General features: G+C 69.4%; 12 protein-coding genes. 5 read left to right on the plus strand and 7 right to left on the minus strand.

The window, feature by feature from the left end; all coding sequences use genetic code 11:
- Positions 1-81: 81 nt before the first annotated feature.
- Both hrpA and ACIA58_RS24140 read right to left on the minus strand, forming a co-directional pair.
- Positions 82-3993, minus strand: coding sequence for an ATP-dependent RNA helicase HrpA (gene hrpA / locus ACIA58_RS24135; protein ID WP_396406004.1), 3912 nt, complete (start codon positions 3991-3993; stop codon positions 82-84).
- A gap of 211 nt (positions 3994-4204) precedes the next feature.
- Positions 4205-4609 carry a universal stress protein gene (locus ACIA58_RS24140; RefSeq protein WP_396406005.1) on the minus strand — a complete coding sequence of 135 codons (405 nt, stop codon included), beginning with the start codon at positions 4607-4609 and terminating at the stop codon, positions 4205-4207.
- 54 nt (positions 4610-4663) lie between these two features.
- Here ACIA58_RS24140 and ACIA58_RS24145 point away from each other — a divergent pair, with 54 nt between their 5' ends.
- On the plus strand, positions 4664-5446 hold the full coding sequence (locus tag ACIA58_RS24145) for an LLM class flavin-dependent oxidoreductase (protein WP_396406006.1): 783 nt from the start codon (positions 4664-4666) through the stop codon (positions 5444-5446).
- Here the strand turns inward: ACIA58_RS24145 and ACIA58_RS24150 are convergent.
- Genes ACIA58_RS24150 through ACIA58_RS24160 form a run of 3 tightly spaced genes read right to left on the minus strand, consistent with a single transcriptional unit; the run spans position 5433 to position 8813 of the window.
- A complete protein-coding gene (locus ACIA58_RS24150; RefSeq protein WP_396406007.1) occupies positions 5433-7121 on the minus strand; it encodes an AMP-binding protein in 1689 nt (562 codons plus the stop codon). The genes ACIA58_RS24145 and ACIA58_RS24150 overlap by 14 nt on opposite strands.
- Complete coding sequence (locus tag ACIA58_RS24155) at positions 7118-7996, minus strand: SDR family NAD(P)-dependent oxidoreductase (RefSeq protein WP_396406008.1); 879 nt, start codon at positions 7994-7996, stop codon at positions 7118-7120. Before ACIA58_RS24155 ends, ACIA58_RS24150 begins: the two co-directional genes overlap by 4 nt.
- 10 nt (positions 7997-8006) lie before the next feature.
- Entirely contained in the window at positions 8007-8813 is an 807-nt protein-coding gene (locus ACIA58_RS24160) for an alpha/beta fold hydrolase (RefSeq protein WP_396406009.1), read from the minus strand.
- Between the two features lie 45 nt (positions 8814-8858).
- Here ACIA58_RS24160 and ACIA58_RS24165 point away from each other — a divergent pair, with 45 nt between their 5' ends.
- A complete protein-coding gene (locus ACIA58_RS24165; protein ID WP_396406010.1) occupies positions 8859-9980 on the plus strand; it encodes a M24 family metallopeptidase in 1122 nt (373 codons plus the stop codon).
- 3 nt (positions 9981-9983) lie between these two features.
- Here ACIA58_RS24165 and ACIA58_RS24170 read toward each other — a convergent pair whose 3' ends face one another.
- Positions 9984-10967, minus strand: a complete 984-nt coding sequence (locus tag ACIA58_RS24170; protein ID WP_396406011.1) for a GlxA family transcriptional regulator — start codon at positions 10965-10967, stop codon at positions 9984-9986.
- 71 nt (positions 10968-11038) lie between these two features.
- Between ACIA58_RS24170 and ACIA58_RS24175 the strand changes: the two genes are divergently transcribed.
- From ACIA58_RS24175 to ACIA58_RS24185, 3 genes are all read left to right on the plus strand, one after another.
- Positions 11039-12313, plus strand: a complete 1275-nt coding sequence (locus ACIA58_RS24175) for an MFS transporter (protein WP_396406012.1) — start codon at positions 11039-11041, stop codon at positions 12311-12313.
- Positions 12314-12359: 46 nt separating this feature from the next.
- Positions 12360-12839, plus strand: coding sequence for a redox-sensitive transcriptional activator SoxR (gene soxR / locus ACIA58_RS24180; protein ID WP_396406013.1), 480 nt, complete (start codon positions 12360-12362; stop codon positions 12837-12839).
- A 64-nt stretch (positions 12840-12903) separates the two neighbouring features.
- Positions 12904-15090 carry a RecQ family ATP-dependent DNA helicase gene (locus ACIA58_RS24185; RefSeq protein ID WP_396406014.1) on the plus strand — a complete coding sequence of 729 codons (2187 nt, stop codon included), beginning with the start codon at positions 12904-12906 and terminating at the stop codon, positions 15088-15090.
- Between the two features lie 155 nt (positions 15091-15245).
- On the opposite strand, the gene ACIA58_RS24190 is transcribed toward ACIA58_RS24185, so the two are convergent.
- Entirely contained in the window at positions 15246-16550 is a 1305-nt protein-coding gene (locus tag ACIA58_RS24190; RefSeq protein ID WP_396406015.1) for a sulfatase-like hydrolase/transferase, read from the minus strand.
- Between the last annotated feature and the right edge of the window lie 8 nt (positions 16551-16558).

Consider the following 16558-nt stretch of genomic DNA (forward strand, 5'->3'; position numbering starts at 1 on the left):
CTGCCTGCGAACCGCACGTCTGGCCATCGGTCTGATCACCGCGCTGTGGGCATATACGTACAGTCCAGGTGCAGCAGAGCTTCAGCTCTCCGCCAGGGCCTTCCGGATCCGTTTCTCCGAGATCGGGTACGGCGTACCCAGCGTCTGCGCGAACAGGCTGACCCGCAGCTCCTCGAGCATCCACCGCACCTCGAGCAGCCCGGGGCTCGGGTACTTCCCGGTCGGTACGGCGCGGAGGTGCTTCTCGTACTCGTCGGTGAGGCTCTGAACGATCGCCATCCCGGAGCGGTCGCGGGCCGCGTTCGCTCCGAGCTTTTCGAGGCGCTGCTCCATGCCGCGCAGGTATCGGACCAGGTCCGGGAGCCGCTTGGCGCCGGTCTCGGTGATGAAGCCGGGGTGGACCAGGCGTTCGAGCTGACCGCGGACGTCGGACAGGGCCACGATCAGCGCCGGGCTCGACGCCCGCGAGATCTGCTTGTCGACGGTCCGGGCATGTCCGAGCACCTGCTCCACCTGCTGCAGGATCGTCAGCACCGTGTCCGCGAGGTCCGACCGTACGGCGTCGCGCAGGATCGCGAAGGCGGTCAGATTCCACGCCGGGCCGCCCGCGACAGCCATCAGCTGGTCGACCGCCGCGCCGATCGCGTCGTCGAGCAGCTCGCCGACGTTGCGATGCGGTCCGGCCATCAGCGTCATCTTCTGCTGGTTGCTCAGGTGACGTTGGACGACGTCGATCACCGACGGCATCGTCAGCAGCAGGAGCCGGCGGGTGCCCGTCCACATCGCGGCGGTCTGGTCGCGCTCGGTCTCCTGCAGCCGGATCGCGACGCTCTTGCCTTCGTCGACGAGCGCCGGATACCCGGCCACCGTCAGGCCGTTGCGGCGCTCGGAGAAGCTGTGCGGCAGGTCGCCGAACGTCCAGTCGGTCAGGCCGGACTTCTCCAGCCCGCTGACCGCCTTCGACGCCACCTGCGAGATCGCGGCCGTCGTCTTCGGCTTCAGCTTCTCCTTCAGCTTGGCGAGATCCTTGCTCTCGGCCACGGTCTTGCGCTTGTCGTCCTCGACCCGGAACGTCATCCGCAGATGCTCCGGCACCCGGCTCCAGTCCCAGTCGGCCGGCTCGATCACGACGCCGCGCAGGTCCCGCAGCGCGCGGGCCATCGCATCGGTGAGCGGACCGGACGCCGGGTCCAGCTCGGGCAGGATCTGCCGGGCGTGGTCCGGCGCCGGCACGATGTTGCGCCGGATCGTCTTGGGCAGGGACTTGATCAGCGTGGTGACCAGCTCCTCGCGGAAGCCGGGCACGCTCCACTCGAACCCGTCCGCGGTGACCTGGTTGAGCACGAGCAAGGGGATGTGGACGGTCACCCCGTCGGCGTCGGTGCCTGGCTCGAACGCGTACGTGAGGTCGAAGGTCATCCCGTTCTGCATCCAGTGCAGCGGGAACTCCTCCTCCCGGACCTCGGCGCCCTCGCGCACCACGAGCGACCGCTCGAAGTCGAGCAGGTCGTGGTCGCGTTGACGTGCGGTCTTCCACCAGGTGTCGAAGTGCCGCCCGGTGACCACCTCGGCGCCGATCCGCTCGTCGTAGAACGCGAACAGCGTCTCGTCGTCGACCAGCAGGTCGCGGCGGCGGGTGCGCTCCTCGAGCTCCTCGACCTCCTCGATCAGCTTGCGGTTCTCGTGGAAGAACTTGTGGTGGGTGTCCCAGTCGCCTTCGACCAGCGCGTGCCGGATGAACAGCTCGCGCGACACCTCCGGGTCGACCTTGCCGTAGTTCACCTTGCGCCTGGCAACGATCGGCACGCCGTACAGCGTGACCTTCTCGTAGGCCATCACGGCGCCGGCCTTGCGTTCCCAGTGCGGCTCGGAGTACGACCGCTTGATCAGGTGCGGCGCGAGGTCCTCGGCCCACTCGGGCTCGATCTTCGCGTTCACCCGCGCCCACAGCCGCGAGGTCTCGACCAGCTCGGCGGCCATCACGAACTGCGGCGGCTTCTTGAACAGCCCCGAGCCCGGGAAGATCGCGAACTTGGTGCCGCGGGCACCGATGTACTGGTGCTGGTTGGCCGGGTCCTTCAGCCCGAGGTGCGACAGCAGACCAGACATCAGCGAGATGTGCACGCTCTGCGGGTCGGCCGGCTCGCCGCTGTTGAGCTTTACGCCGATCTGGGACGCGACCTGGCGAAGCTGCGCGTAGATGTCCTGCCACTCGCGGACGCGGAGGTAGTTCAGGTACTCGCTGCGGCACATCCGGCGGAACTGGTTGCCGGACAGCTCCTTCTGCTGCTTCTTCAGGTAGCCCCAGAGGTTCAGGTACCCGAGGAAGTCGCTGTTCGGGTCGCGGAACCGGGCGTGCTGCTGGGTGGCCTGCGCCTCGGCGTCGGTCGGGCGTTCGCGCGGGTCCTGGATCGACAGCGCGGCCGCGATGACCATCACCTCGCGGACGCACGCGTGCTTGTCGGCCTCGACGATCATCCGGGCCAGCCGCGGGTCCAGCGGGATCTGCGCGAGCTGGCGGCCGATCGGGGTCAGCCGGCCGCCCTTCGGGCTGTCGATCGCGCCGAGCTCGGTCAGGAGCTGCAGGCCGTCGGTGATGCTGCGCTTGTCCGGCTCGTCGATGAACGGGAACGCCGCGATGTCGCCGAGCCCGATCGCCGTCATCTGCAGGATGACCGAGGCCAGGTTGGTGCGCAGGATCTCCGGGTCGGTGAACTCCGGGCGGTTGGTGAAGTCCTCCTCGGAGTACAGCCGGATCGCGATCCCGTCGCTGGTCCGGCCGCTGCGGCCCTTGCGCTGGTTGGCGCTGGCCTGCGAGACGGGCTCGATCGGCAGGTGCTGGACCTTGGTGCGGTGGCTGTACCGCGAGATGCGGGCCGTACCCGGGTCGATCACGTACTTGATGCCGGGGACGGTCAGCGAGGTCTCGGCGACGTTGGTCGCGAGCACGATCCGGCGATTCGAGTGCGACTGGAACACGCGGTGCTGTTCGGCGTTCGAGAGCCTGGCGTATAGCGGCAGGATCTCCGTCGTACGGCGGTCGCTGCGGAACTTGTCGTTCAGCGCGTCGGCGGTGTCACGGATCTCCCGCTCGCCGCTGAGGAAGACCAAGATGTCGCCGTCGGCCTCGTACTCGAGCTCGTCGACGGCGTCCAGGATCGCCTGCGTCTGGTCGCGGTCGATCGTCGCCGGGTCCTCGGGGTCGTTGACCGGGCGGTACCGCACCTCGACCGGGTAGGTCCGGCCGGACACCTCGACGATCGGCGCCGGGTCGCCCTGGGCGTCGGCGAAGTGCGCGGCGAACCGCTCCGGGTCGATCGTGGCCGACGTGATGACGACCTTGAGGTCGGGTCGGCGGGGGAGGAGGCGCCTGAGGTAGCCGAGGATGAAGTCGATGTTCAGGCTGCGCTCGTGCGCCTCGTCGATGATGAGCGTGTCGTACCTGGTCAGGTCCCGGTCGCGCTGCAGTTCGTTCAGCAGGATGCCGTCGGTCATCAGCTTGACCAGCGAGCGCTCGCTGACCTTGTCGGTGAACCGTACGGCGAAGCCGATCGTCTCGCCCAGCTCGGTGCCGAGCTCCTCGGCGATCCGCTCGGCGACCGTGCGCGCGGCCAGCCGACGGGGCTGCGTGTGGCCGATCATCCCGTGGATGCCGCGACCGAGCTCGAGACAGATCTTCGGGATCTGGGTGGTCTTGCCCGACCCGGTCTCACCCGCGACGACCACGACCTGGTGATCCCGGATCGCCGTAGCGATCTCGTCCTTCAGCTGACTGACCGGCAACTCGGCCGGGTAGGTGATCTCCGGTACGGCGTCCCGGCGTACCTGGACCCGCCGCTCGGCCTGCTCGATCGCGCCGAGCACGCCCTGCAACGCCTGCTCGCGCTTCCGCGCTTCCTTGGTGGTCCGAACCCGCTCCAGCCGCTTCCCGAGATGCTCCCGGTCGTACGCCGTCAGGTCCTCCAACCGGGCAACCGCATCCGCCAGACTCACCCCGTCCTCGACGGAGGCTGCGCGACGCCCGCCTTCAGCGGGCGAGGTATTAGCGGCGTTGCTGCCCGCCTGACCCGGCTTGCGACGGCGGCGGGGCCGCCTGCCGGCGGCTGGGTCCCGGGAGGGAACTGGGGATGGACTCGGGGACTCGGTCCGGGCATCAGGCATAACCAGTCCAGTTTAGGCGGCCCGGCCCAACGCATCACCCGGATTAGTCGTGCGGCGACGGGACCTTGACCGCGAGGACGGGGACGGGGGACTCGAGGAGGACTCGTTGGGCGGTGCTGCCGAGGATGAGTTTGCCGACGGGGGAGCGGCGGCGGAGGCCGAGAACGATCAGGACGACGTCCTCGGCGGCAGCGGCCTTGAGCAGTGCGCCGGCCACGTCGCCTTCGGAGACGGCCTGCTGGATCGTCACCTCGACGCCGTGCTCGCGCAGCTTGACCTCCGCGGCAGCCAACTCGTCGGCGTTGGCGTAGCGCGCGTCGATGTAGGCGTCACCGCGGCTGGTGTTCAGCAGGAGCACCGAGGCGCCCCGCAGCTTGGCTTCGGTCGCCGCAGCGGTCAGCGCCGCCTCACCTTCGGGCGTTGGTACGTATCCGACGAGAATCTTCACAGGGCCCACTCTCCCACCAATCGGTCCCTCGTACTGACCGGCTAGGGTCGAGCGATGGTCGAGCTGCAGGTGGTCCTCCCCGATGAGTCGGCAGCGATGCCGCCCGAGCGACTGGCCGAGGTGGCCGTGGCCGCGGAGGAGCTCGGCTACGGGACGGCGTGGTTGCCCGACCACCTGCTGCCGCCGGGCGAGTTCGGCTCGACGTACGGCGGCGTGTACGAGCCGCTCGTGACGATCGGGTACCTGGCCGCTCGCACCACGCGGATCCGGTTCGGGACATCAGTGCTGGTGCTGCCGATGCGGAGTCCGTTCGTGGTGGCCAAGCAGGCCGCGACGCTACATCGGCTGTCGGGCGAACGCGTCGTACTCGGTCTTGGGGCCGGGTGGGCGCGCGAGGAGTTCGCGGCCGTGGGGTCGTCGTTCGAGGACCGTGGGCGTCGTACGGACACGTCGCTCGAGATCATCCGCGATCTGTTCGAGGGCCGGGACCGGGGCGGGGTGTTCGAGCCGCGGCTACGGGCGCCGTTGCCGATCATGATCGGCGGTACGACGACGCCGGCGCTGCGGCGGGCTGCGCGCTTCGGTGACGAGTGGCAGGGGCTCGGCCTGGACGGGGCCGCGTTCAGCGCAGCGGTCGCGCGGCTGCGGTCGTTCGGCGAGCGGACGGTGAAGGTCGGCACTCGGCTCGACTGGTCGAGCGGCGATCCTGGACCAGTGGTCTCGATGGCTCATGAGCTCGCCGACGCCGGCGCCGAGACGGTGGCGGTGTCGTTCGGGGACGAGCGCGGCGTCCTGGAGCGGATGACGCAGTTCTACGAACTCTTCACGGCGGGGTGAGCTTGCCGCGGAGGACCTTGCCGGTCGCATTGCGCGGGAACTCGTCGAGGACGACGATCTGGCGCGGGGTCTTGTAGCGGGCCAGGTTTGCCTTCACGTGCGCGATCAGCTCGTCCTCGGTCGCCGGCTCACGCAGTACGACGTACGCGACCAGGCGCTGGCCGAAGTCGTCGTCGGGGACGCCGGTGACAACTGCCTCGGCGACCGCGGGGTGTGCGGCCAGACATTCCTCGACCTCGACCGGGTATACGTTCTCGCCGCCGGAGACGATCATGTCGTCCTCGCGGCCGTCGACGAACAGCCGGCCGGCCTGGTCGAGATGACCGAGGTCGCCGGTGCTCATCCGGCCGTCGACGACGGTCTTGCTGGAGCCGTCGGAGTACCCGCCGAACACGAGCCCGCCGCCGGCGAAGATGCGTCCGGTCGCGCCGGCCCGCACCGGCTGGTCCTGCTCGTCGATGATGCGGATCGAGCTGCCGAGGCATGGTCGACCGACTGTCCCGGGCGCGGCGAGCAGGTCGGCGGAGGTGGCGATCGTGGCGATTCCGACCTCGCTCGACCCGTACGCGTCGCACAGCACCGGCCCGAACCGCTCGATGAACCTCTCCGCCAGCGGCACGCCGAGCTGCGACGCACCGGAGATCACCGCCCGCAGCGAATGCAGGTCGTACTCCGCGATCGCCGTCGGCCCGAGCTCCAGCAACCGCCGCAACATCACCGGCACGGCCACCACCGCGCCCGCCCGGTGCTTCTCGACATCCGCGAGCAAGGTCGCGGCGTCGAACCGGGGCCGCAACACCAACGGCGAACCGAGGAACAACGCCAGCATCGACGTCAACAATCCGAGCCCGTGGAACAGCGGGGGCCCGATAACCACCGCCTCGCCCGACCGAAGACCGAACCTGCTCAATGCACTCGCGGTCAGCCCGGCGAGCCCCGCCGCCGTAGGCACCCGCGGCGCCGCCTTCGGCGTGCCCGTCGTCCCAGAGGTAAGGATCGTGATGTGCCCGGGCGTCGATGGAGCCGGCGCACCCACCGCCCGACTCTCCGCGAGCTGGTCGAGAGTCACCGTCGTGCTGCCGCCTGGTGCACCGTCGCCACCGCCGGCGTCGGCTTCAACTCTCTCCGCCGACGAAGGGTTGGCGGAGAGAGACAGGACGGCCGGGAGATCGGCCGGAGCGGTGAACTCCGGGTCGTGGACGACGAGGTCAGGGCGGTGCCGTTCCAGGACGGCCTGTAGTTGTGGTGGGGCGAATTCGGTATTGACGAACAGGACGTCGGCGCCGATCCGGGACGCTGCCAGCGTCGCCTCCAGGAAGCCGATGTGGTTCCGGCACAGGACCGCGACCTTGCTTCCGGCAACGATTCCGTACTGCGCGTGCAAGCCCGCCGCGATGCGCTCACACCGCCGGTCCAGCTCGGCGTACGTCAGCTGCCGATCACCCGAGATCACTGCCGCACGATCGGGATACCGGATCGCCGCGACAACCCCGAGCGCCGCCATCGACTGACCCCACGTCCGCAGCGCCCGCTCGATCCGCACCAACTGCGCCGGCCCGGCCGACCGCCACACCCCGGACCTGACCAGCGCGACGGACAACCCGCCGACCTCGGCGGCGCCCTGCATCAGCCACACGGGCGGGCGGATCGGTCCGATCGGCCGGATCGTCCTCATCGCTTCTTCCCGCCTCCGGTACGCCAGAAGTACTGCTCGAGCAACCGGTCGGTCGGCACCCGCAACAAGTTGCCCACGGCATCAGCCGGCCGGACGAACGGCGGCGTGATGTTGTGCGGCCGCTCGGCCACCGCCGTACACACCTGATCGGCGGCCTGCTCCGGCGTCAGCCCCGGCATCTTGTTGAGCAGCGGCGTCGGCTCACTCATCCGGGTGTGCACCAGCCCCATGTAGACGGTCGACGTCGTCACCCCGTCGCCCCGAACCTCCTGCGCCACGCAGCGCAGCCAGACATCGAAGGCGCTCTTCGACGCCAGGTACGCCGACCAGCGCGCCATCGGCGGCGTCCGCACCCCAGCCGTGGACACGTTCACGATGTGTCCCGACCCGCGCTCCCGCATGGAAGGGAGTAACTCGAGCACGAGCTTCGCCGGGCCGAGGTAGTTGATCGCGTTCGTCCGCTCGATGTCGTGGAAGCGCTGGTACGTGTCCGCGATCGACCGCCGGATCGACTTGCCGGCGTTGCTGACCAGTACGTCGACCCGCCCGTGCTCGGCCAGCACCGTCCGCACGAGCTCCTCGACCGCTGTCGGATCCGCGAGGTTCGCCGGATACACGGAGGCCGACCCACCGCCCGCCCGGATCTCGTCCGCCACGACCTGCAACTGATCCTCGGTCCGCGCGACGAGCAACACCGTCGCTCCGGCCACTGCCAGCCGTCGCGCGGTCGCCTCGCCGATCCCGTACGACGAGCCGGTCACCAGGATCACCTTGTCGCGCACGGCAGCGGTCAACCGCTCGTCGGAGATCCGGGCACGCCCGTTGGTCAGCGCTACCAGCAACGGCCACCCGATCGGACGCCTCGCAGTCACCATGCCGCCGACATTACCCGCTAGTAGCCATCGACGGGAGGTCCTGGCTGACTCTTTGCAACCACTCGCGCACGAGCGCTCCGAGCAGCTCGGGCTGCTCGATCTGCAGGTTGTGCCCGGCGACGTCGAGGACGGCGTACGTCGCCCGCGGGTAGTGGGGGAGCAGCTCGTACAGGTCCTCGTAGCCGGTGACGGCGTCCTGCCGGCCGCACAACACCAGCGTCGGCCGTGTGTAGACCGGTCCGCTCTCCGGCGCCGTCGACAGGTCCCACTTCTGCTGGATGCGGTCCATCGCCACCGTGTCAGCGACCGCGAGCCCCGGCGCGACGTCGGCGCGATAGGTGGCAAGGGCGGCCGCGGTCTGCGCCACGGCGAGCTCGGTGAAGTCCTCGCCGTCGGTGAGCGACTCGAGAACCCCGGGCTCGGTCCGCAGGACGACGGGCTCGGGCAGCTTCCGGTCCTTGTGTGCGAGCGTGCCGGTCGGGCAGATCATGCCCAGGCCCAGGATCTGCTCGGGGCGCTCGGCGACGAGGCCGCGGGCGAGGTACCCGCCGTACGACTCGCCGATGAGCAGGAACGGCTCGTCACCGATCTGCTCGTCGATGAACTCCAGGACCGCCGCCATGATCCCGTCGGAGCTGTCGATGTCGCCGGCCGGGCTCTTGCCCATGCCGGGCAGGTCGGGATACAGCCGCCGGTAACCGGACAGCCGGCTGAAGATCGGCTCGAGACAGCCGGTCATCAGCCGGTGGTCGGGAGTCCACCCGTGCAGCGCGAGAACCGGGATGCCGTCGCCGAAGGACACATGGTGCAGAGTCATGACAGAGGTTTTAGCAATCGCTCCCGACAGTTTTAGAGTCGACCCATGGCCCGTCGCTCAGCAGTCCCACCGATTCCCGACTTCGCTGTACTTCGTTCCCGCCTGGACCGCGCTCGCGAGGCCGCGGCCGGGACCGGGCTGGTCATCGCGCCGGGCTCGGACCTGCGCTACCTGATCGGTCAGCCGGGTGGTTCGTTCGAGCGGCTCACCGCGTTGGTGATTCCCGCCGACGGTGTCCCGGCGCTCGTCGTGCCGAAGCTCGAAGCGCCGGGGTTCACCGGCTTGGAGGACCTCGGGGTGGAGGTGGTGACCTGGGTGGACGGTGTCGATCCGTACAGCCTGGCGGCCGAGCGGCTGGGTGGCCCTGAGCGGGTCGCGGTCAGTGACTTCACGCCGGCGTTGCACGTGCTGGCGATCCGGGACGCGCTGCCGAAGGCCGAGCAGGTGCTGGCCGGGCCGATCGTTCGCGAGTTGCGGATGCGCAAGGACGCGGCCGAGATCGACGCGCTGCGGAAGGCGGGCGCCGCGATCGACCGCGTGCACGCCCGCGTCGCCGAGTGGTTGCGGCCGGGCCGGACGGAGGCGGAGGTCGGCGCCGACATCGCCGCCGCGATCGTCGAGGAGGGCCACACCGAGGCCGACTTCGTGATCGTCGCGAGCGGTCCGAACGGCGCCAGCCCGCACCACGCGCTGTCCGAGCGCGTCATCGAGGCAGGCGACGTGGTCGTCGTCGACATCGGCGGACCAGTTGCCGAGGGCTACAACTCCGACTCGACCCGCACGTACGCCGTCGGCGCGCCGCGGGACGCCGACGTGGCCGCGACGTACGCGGTGCTGCAGGAGGCTCAGCAGGCCGCGGTGGACGCCGTTCGGCCAGGCGTCACGGCTGAGTCGATCGACGCGGCAGCGCGGGACGTCATCGCGGCAGCGGGGTTCGGTGAGTACTTCATCCATCGGACCGGGCACGGGATCGGGCTGGACGTGCACGAGGAGCCGTACATCGTCGCGGGCAACGACCTGCCGCTCGAGGCGGGCATGGCGTTCAGCGTCGAGCCGGGCATCTACCAGTCGGGTCGGTGGGGTGCGCGGATCGAGGACATCGTCGTGGTCACCTCGGACGGTGGCGAGTCGATGAACAACCAGCCGCACGACCTCGTGGTGGTCTGAGGGTCAGCCCGCTCGGAAGGTCTTGCGGTAGGCGAGGGGCGAGACGCCGAGCTCGGAGCGCAGGTGGTGGCGCAGCGACGCGGCGGTGCCGAGGCCTGCTTCGTGGGCGACGCGGTCCACTGACAGGTCGGTCGTCTCCAGCAGGTTGCAGGCGTGCCGCACACGTTGCTGCAGCAACCAGGTGCCGGGTGACTGACCCGTCTCGGCCTTGAACCGGCGGCTGAACGTCCGCACGCTCATCCGCGCGTGCGCCGCCATCGCCGCCAGGCTGATCTCGTCACCCAGTCGGGCGAGCGCCCACGCCCGCGTCGGTGATGTCCCCTCGCTGCCTTCTTCCGGGATGGCCCGCTCGATGAACTGCGACTGCCCGCCATCCCGCCACGGCGGTACGACGCAGTGCCGGGCGGCGCGGTTCGCGACCTCGCTGCCGAAGTCGCGGCGGATCAGGTGCAGACAGAGGTCGACGCCGGCGGCCAGCCCGGCCGAGGTGAGGATGTCGCCGTCGTCGATGAAGAGCTTGTCCTCGTCGAGCTTCACAGCCGGGTAGACGCTGCGGAACAGGTCAGCGCGCTCCCAGTGCGTCGTCGCCGGCCGGCCGTCCAGGTAGCCGGCCGCACCGAGGACGAAGGCGCCCGTGCAGATGGAGGCGATCCGGGTGCCCGGGCGGATGGTGGCGAGTGCGGCCGCCAGGTCGTCGGGCAGCGTGCCTTCGTACCGCGGCTGCGGGATGTAGGTGCCCGGCACGATCACCGTGTCCGCTTCGGCGAGCGCCTCCGGGCCGTAGTCCGGGGTGAGGTTGAACCCCGCGCCGGCCCGGACCGGGCCGCCGAGGCCGCAGATGCGGACGTCGTACAGCTTGGTGCCGTCGGCCTTGGTCGCGGCACCCAGCACGGTCGGTGGGATGGTCAGGTCGAACCCGACGACCGGCTCGAGGGCGAGCACGGCGACCACGTGCGGACCGACGGAGGACAGATGACGGCGGCTCATGGCCGTATCTTGACACATGTTGTCCATCTGGCCACTAGTTCGATGACGATCAAACCGGCACTCTTGGTCGGGTGACGCAGATTCTGGAGACGAAGAAGGCTCCCAGGGTGCATCTGGCCTGGGCAGTCGCCGTGGTGGGGTTCGTGACGTTGATCGGCGCGGCTGGGTTCCGTTCGGTGCCCAGCGTGCTGCTCGATCCGCTGCACGAGGAGTTCGGGTGGTCGCATGCGACCATCTCGGCGGCAGTGTCGATCAACCTGCTGCTGTTCGGCGGCATCTCGCCGTTCGCGGCCGCACTGATGGACCGGTTGGGTCTGCGCAAGGTCGTCAGCGGCGCGCTGGTCCTGATCGCCCTGGGCAGCGGTCTGACCGTCTTCATGACGTCTTCGTGGCAACTGCTGCTCTGCTGGGGTCTCCTGGTCGGCGTCGGCACCGGATCGATGTCGATGACATTCGTTGCGACGATTACGGGGCGCTGGTTCGTCCACCGCCGCGGTCTGGTGACTGGGATCCTGACGGCGGCCGGTGCGACCGGGCAGCTCATCTTCCTGCCCCTGATCGCGTCTCTGGCGTCGAACTACGGATGGCGGATCCCCGCATTGGTGGCATCCGGTGCAGCACTGGCCGTCGTACCGCTGGTGCTGCTGTTCCTGCGCGACTACCCGAGCGATGTCGGTCTGAGGGCGTACGGCGCTCCGGAGGGAAGTACTGCGGGGCAACGGGTCGAGACGACCGGTAGCAGTGCGATGCGGGCGCTCCGGGCATTGGGGATGGCCGTACGGCGGCCCGCGTTCTGGCTGCTCGCGGGTGGATTCGCGATCTGTGGAGCATCGACGAACGGTCTGGTCGGGACGCACTTCGTGACCGCCGCGCACGACCACGGCATGCCGGCGACAACCGCTGCATCGCTGCTGGCGCTGGTGGGCCTGTTCGACGTGGGCGGGACGATCTTCTCCGGGTACCTGACCGACCGTTGGGACCCGCGGTACCTGCTGATCGCCTACTACACGCTGCGTGGACTGTCGCTACTCGTACTGCCGTCGCTGCTCGGACCGACGGCCGCACCGAGCACCTGGGTGTTCATCATCTTCTACGGGCTGGACTGGGTGGCGACGGTACCGCCGACTGTGGCGCTGTGCCGCGAGTGGTTCGGGCAGGACGGTCCGATCGTGTTCGGCTGGGTATTCGCTTCGCACCAGGTCGGCGCCGCGCTGGCGGCGACCGGGGCCGGTGCGATCCGGGACGCGCAGGGCAGCTACAACCTCGCCTGGTACCTGGCCGGCGGACTGTGCGCCGGGGCCGCTCTGATGTCCGCAAGCATCGGACGCCGACTCGTGACTGCCTGACTCCGTCCGCTAGCCTCGATCTAGGTTGAGGTTGGAGGGATGGGCGATGGACATCGAGCCTGGTGAGCTGACGGTAGGGCAGCTGTCGCAGCGTAGCGGCGTGGCAATCTCCGCCCTGCACTTCTACGAGCGCCAGGGGCTGATCCTCAGCCGCCGTACGTCGGGGAACCAGCGCCGGTACAAGCGGGACACCCTGCGACGGGTGGCGCTGGTCCGGATCGCCCAGCGGGTCGGCGTACCGCTCGCGGAGGTGGCCGCGATCCTCAAGCTGCTGCCGGAGAACCGGACGCCGACGCGGGCTGACTGGGAGCGCATCTCGGAGTGCTGGCAGGCCGAGCTCGACCGCCGGATCCTGCACCTCGAGCAGCTCCGTGACGACTTCAAGGACTGTGTCGGCTGCGGCTGCTTGTCGCTCGACCGATGCGCCCTGGCCAACCCGTACGACTCCTTGGCGGCCAAGGGCCCTGGCCCGCGCAGACTGATGGACAACGAGGGCGAGCCGTGTCATCCCGGGAAGTGCGCCTGAGGTTATCCACAGCTCCGGGGTCGCGGCCAGCGAACTGGGGGTGCGGGCGTCTAGGGTTTCCGGCATGGCTGACACCACTGCGAGCCCCGATCCGACCAGCGGTCCGACGACCGGCCTGAGCACAGGCCTGACCACTGGCCTGACCACTGGTCTGAGCGAGGCGCGGGCGAAGGTTGCCGGGGATGTGATCCGGGCGATCGCGGGCGATGAGGCACGTCTGCGCGCGGATCAGGAGACGGCGGTTGCCGCGTTGTGTGAGCCGGCGGCGCGGGTGCTCGTCGTGCAGGCGACCGGGTGGGGCAAGTCGGCCGTGTACTGGGCCGCGACCGCGATCAGACGATCGGAGGGTGCGGGTCCGACGCTGGTGGTTTCGCCACTGCTGTCATTGATGCGTGACCAGGTCGCGGCCGCGAGTCGCGCTGGGTTGCGCGCCGCGACCTTGAACTCCAACAACATCGACGCCTGGTCAGGCATCGAGCAGGACCTTCGATCGGGTGCGATCGACGTGCTGCTGGTGTCGCCGGAGCGGTTGGCCAACCCGGGGTTCGGTCGGCGGGTGCTCGACGGCCTGGCCGGGCAGGTCGGGCTGCTGGTGATCGACGAGGCGCATGCGGTGTCGGACTGGGGGCATGACTTCCGGCCGGACTATCGGCGGGTGTCGGACGTCCTTCAGCAGCTCAACCCGAAGACTCCCGTGCTCGCGACGACAGCCACGGCAAACTCGCGGGTCACCGATGACGTGGCGAAGCAGCTGGGGGAGTCGACGCTTGTGCTGCGTGGGCCGCTCGCCCGGGCGAGTCTTCAGCTTGCTGTCGTGGACAAGCTGTCTCCACTCGACCGCTTCGCCTGGGTCGTCGATCAGCTGCCGAAGCTTCCCGGGTCCGGCATCGTTTACGCGTTGACGGTCGCGGACGCGCAGCGGCTGGCCTCGGTGGTCCAAGAGGTGCACGGACGGGACGTGCCGGTCGCGGCGTACACGGGCCAGTTGGAGGCGGGGGAGCGGGAGAGTCTCGAGGACGCGCTGCGGGCGAACCAGTTGAAGGCGCTGATCGCGACATCCGCGTTGGGGATGGGGTACGACAAGCCGGATCTCGGGTTCGTGGTGCACGTCGGGTCGCCGCCGTCCCCGGTGTCCTACTACCAGCAGGTCGGTCGTGCCGGCCGTGGGATCGATCATGCCGTGGTGGCGTTGCTGCCGTCGGATGCTGACTCGGGTGTGTGGGACTACTTCGCCACGGCGACGATTCCAGTCCCGGAGAACGTGCAGCGCCTGCTGCGGGCCTTGGACGGATACGGTCCGGACGAGCCGGCGACCGCGCCGGCGTTGGAGGCGGAGACCGGGCTGCGGCGTACGCGGGTCGAGTTGATGTTGAAGCAGCTGGCCGTGGACGGAGCGGTCGACCGGGTCGAGCGAGGCTGGGTGCGGACCGGTAGGGACTGGACGTTCGACGCCGAGCACTACGACGGCATCGTGTCGGTACGCCGGCGCGAGGCGGACATCATGCGGGCATACACCCGCGGTGATCGTTGCTTGATGCAACTTCTCCAGGAGTCGCTGGACGATCCGTCGGCGGAGCCGTGCGGTCGGTGCTCGGTGTGTCTGGGGGAGCTGCCGCCGCCGCTGGAGTCGCGGCCCGATCCGGAGACGGTGGCGACGATCGTCCGGTTGTTGCGCGGCGAGGTGCACGTGCTGGAGCCGCGGAAGATGTGGCCCGGTGGTGCGTTCGGCGCCCGCGGGAAGATCCCGCCGGCGCTGTCGGCCGAGCCCGGACGCATCATCGTGTACGCCGATGCGCCGGAGTGGCGGGAGGTGCTGCAGGGCGCGTTCAACGCTTCGCCGATGCCGGATGCGGTCGAGGCGCTGAAATCCGGTGCGGTGGCCGCTTTGTCACGGTGGCGTGGTTCGTGGTCGGCTCGCCCTGAGGTTGTCGTACCACTCGCGGCCGGCGGACACCCGGACCTCACCTCCACCATCGCCGACCACGTAGCCACGGTCGGCCGCCTGGATCGAGCCGAGCTGACAATCGACCGCACCGGCTACACCGACGACCTCTCCTCAGCCGAGGAAGCAAGAGTCTGGCGAGACGGCCTCCAGGTAGATGCGGCCACAGCTCAGGCGATCACCGCCCGCACCGTCCTTCTCCTGGTCGACGCCACCTCCTCCCAATGGCCAGTAACCGTCGCCACAGCCAAACTCCGCGAGGCAGGCGCATCCGCCGTCCTCCCCCTCATCATCCACAAACGCCCCTAACCACAAAGCCGCCCGACCTTCGACCTGTGAGACAGGCGCGCGGGTGGGACCTGCTACGGCGCGGGTCGGTCCGCGCGAACCCACCGCAGTTCGCCCGGGACCTATGGCGCGGGTCGGTCCGCGTTAACGGACGGCAGCTCGCCCGGCTTGCGGGCCTAAGTCGCGGACCGGCCCGCCGTGGTGCGGGCGTGGCGCCAGGTGGTGATGGTGGTGGTCCAGGTGTGGTCGGAGTCGAGTAGTTGGTTGAGGATTTCGGGGTGTTGAGAGGAGAGGTCGGTGGTTTCGGAGGGGTCGGTGGTGAGGTTGTAGAGGTGGTGGCCGGGGACCTGGGGTGCGCCCAGGTGGTCGGCGGGATCGACCACCAGCTTCCATGGGCCGCGGCGGATTGCGCGTTGGTTGGCGTACTCCCAGGTGAGGACTCGCTCGGGTGACGTTCCGCCGGTGAGCAGCGGGAGGATGTCGACGCCGTCGACGTCCGTGCAGGTGAGGCCGGCCGCGGACAGGAGTGTCGGTGCGACGTCCATCATCAGAGCGGGTTCGGAGCAGGTGACGCCGGACGGCAGCGTGGACGGCCACGACCAGATCCCGGGGACGCGGATGCCACCCTCGAAGACCGAGCCCTTGTGCCCACGCAAGCCGCCCGTCGAGCCGCCCGGGTAAGCGATCTCCTCGCCGCCGAGCCAGTTGCGTTCCTCGGCCGACGGGCCGTTGTCGGACGAGAAGAAGATGATCGTGTCGTCCAACCGCCCGGTCCGCCGCAGTACGTCGACGATCCGCCCGACGCCGTCGTCGACCCGGCTGATCATCGCCGCCATCACCTGCTTCTCCCACGGCAGATGCGCGTACTGCGCCATCGCGTCGGCCGGCGCGTGCATCGGGTAGTGCGGCGCGTTGTAGGCGACGTAACAGAAGAACGGCTCGCGAACGTCCGCGATGTACTCCACCGCGCGATCCGTGATCAGGTCCGTCAGGTACTCACCGTTCTGCCACACCTCGACGTCGTCCGACCAGAGATCGTGCAGCGGATTACGCACACCCCAGTACATGATGTGCGAGTAGTAGTCGACGCACCCGGCCCGGAAGCCGAAGTGGTGGTCGAACCCGTACCGCAGCGGCGCCGACCCCGGCTCGACCCCCAGATGCCACTTCCCGAAGACCGCCGTGCGCCACCCGCCTGCCGACAACGCGGACGCGACCGTGTCCTGCGGCGGCAGCCCGTGCGTCCCGCGATCGGCGCCGAGGATCGACTCCACCCCGGCGTGCGCCGGATGCCGACCCGTCAGCAGAGAAGCGCGCGACGGCGAGCAGACCGGCGAGTTCGAGTACCAGTCGGTCATCCGGACGCCGCGGGCGGCGAGATCGTCGAGGTGCGGCGTGCGGATGTCGGGACTGCCGTAGCAACCGAGGTCGCCCCAGCCGAGGTCGTCGGTGTAGATGATCACGATGTTCGGCCGGGGCAAGAGTCCTC

Source organism: Kribbella sp. NPDC051586, from assembly GCF_044453965.1.
Lineage (GTDB): Bacteria > Actinomycetota > Actinomycetes > Propionibacteriales > Kribbellaceae > Kribbella.

Coding starts and splice junctions, on each gene's coding strand:
- ACIA58_RS24155 (WP_396406008.1), bottom strand. CDS start 7,996: ATGGTGACTGCGAGGCGTCCGATCGGGTGGCCGTTGCTGGTAGCGCTG.
- ACIA58_RS24145 (WP_396406006.1), top strand. CDS start 4,664: ATGGTCGAGCTGCAGGTGGTCCTCCCCGATGAGTCGGCAGCGATGCCG.
- ACIA58_RS24170 (WP_396406011.1), bottom strand. CDS start 10,967: ATGAGCCGCCGTCATCTGTCCTCCGTCGGTCCGCACGTGGTCGCCGTG.
- ACIA58_RS24165 (WP_396406010.1), top strand. CDS start 8,859: ATGGCCCGTCGCTCAGCAGTCCCACCGATTCCCGACTTCGCTGTACTT.
- ACIA58_RS24160 (WP_396406009.1), bottom strand. CDS start 8,813: ATGACTCTGCACCATGTGTCCTTCGGCGACGGCATCCCGGTTCTCGCG.
- ACIA58_RS24150 (WP_396406007.1), bottom strand. CDS start 7,121: ATGAGGACGATCCGGCCGATCGGACCGATCCGCCCGCCCGTGTGGCTG.
- ACIA58_RS24185 (WP_396406014.1), top strand. CDS start 12,904: ATGGCTGACACCACTGCGAGCCCCGATCCGACCAGCGGTCCGACGACC.
- soxR (WP_396406013.1), top strand. CDS start 12,360: ATGGACATCGAGCCTGGTGAGCTGACGGTAGGGCAGCTGTCGCAGCGT.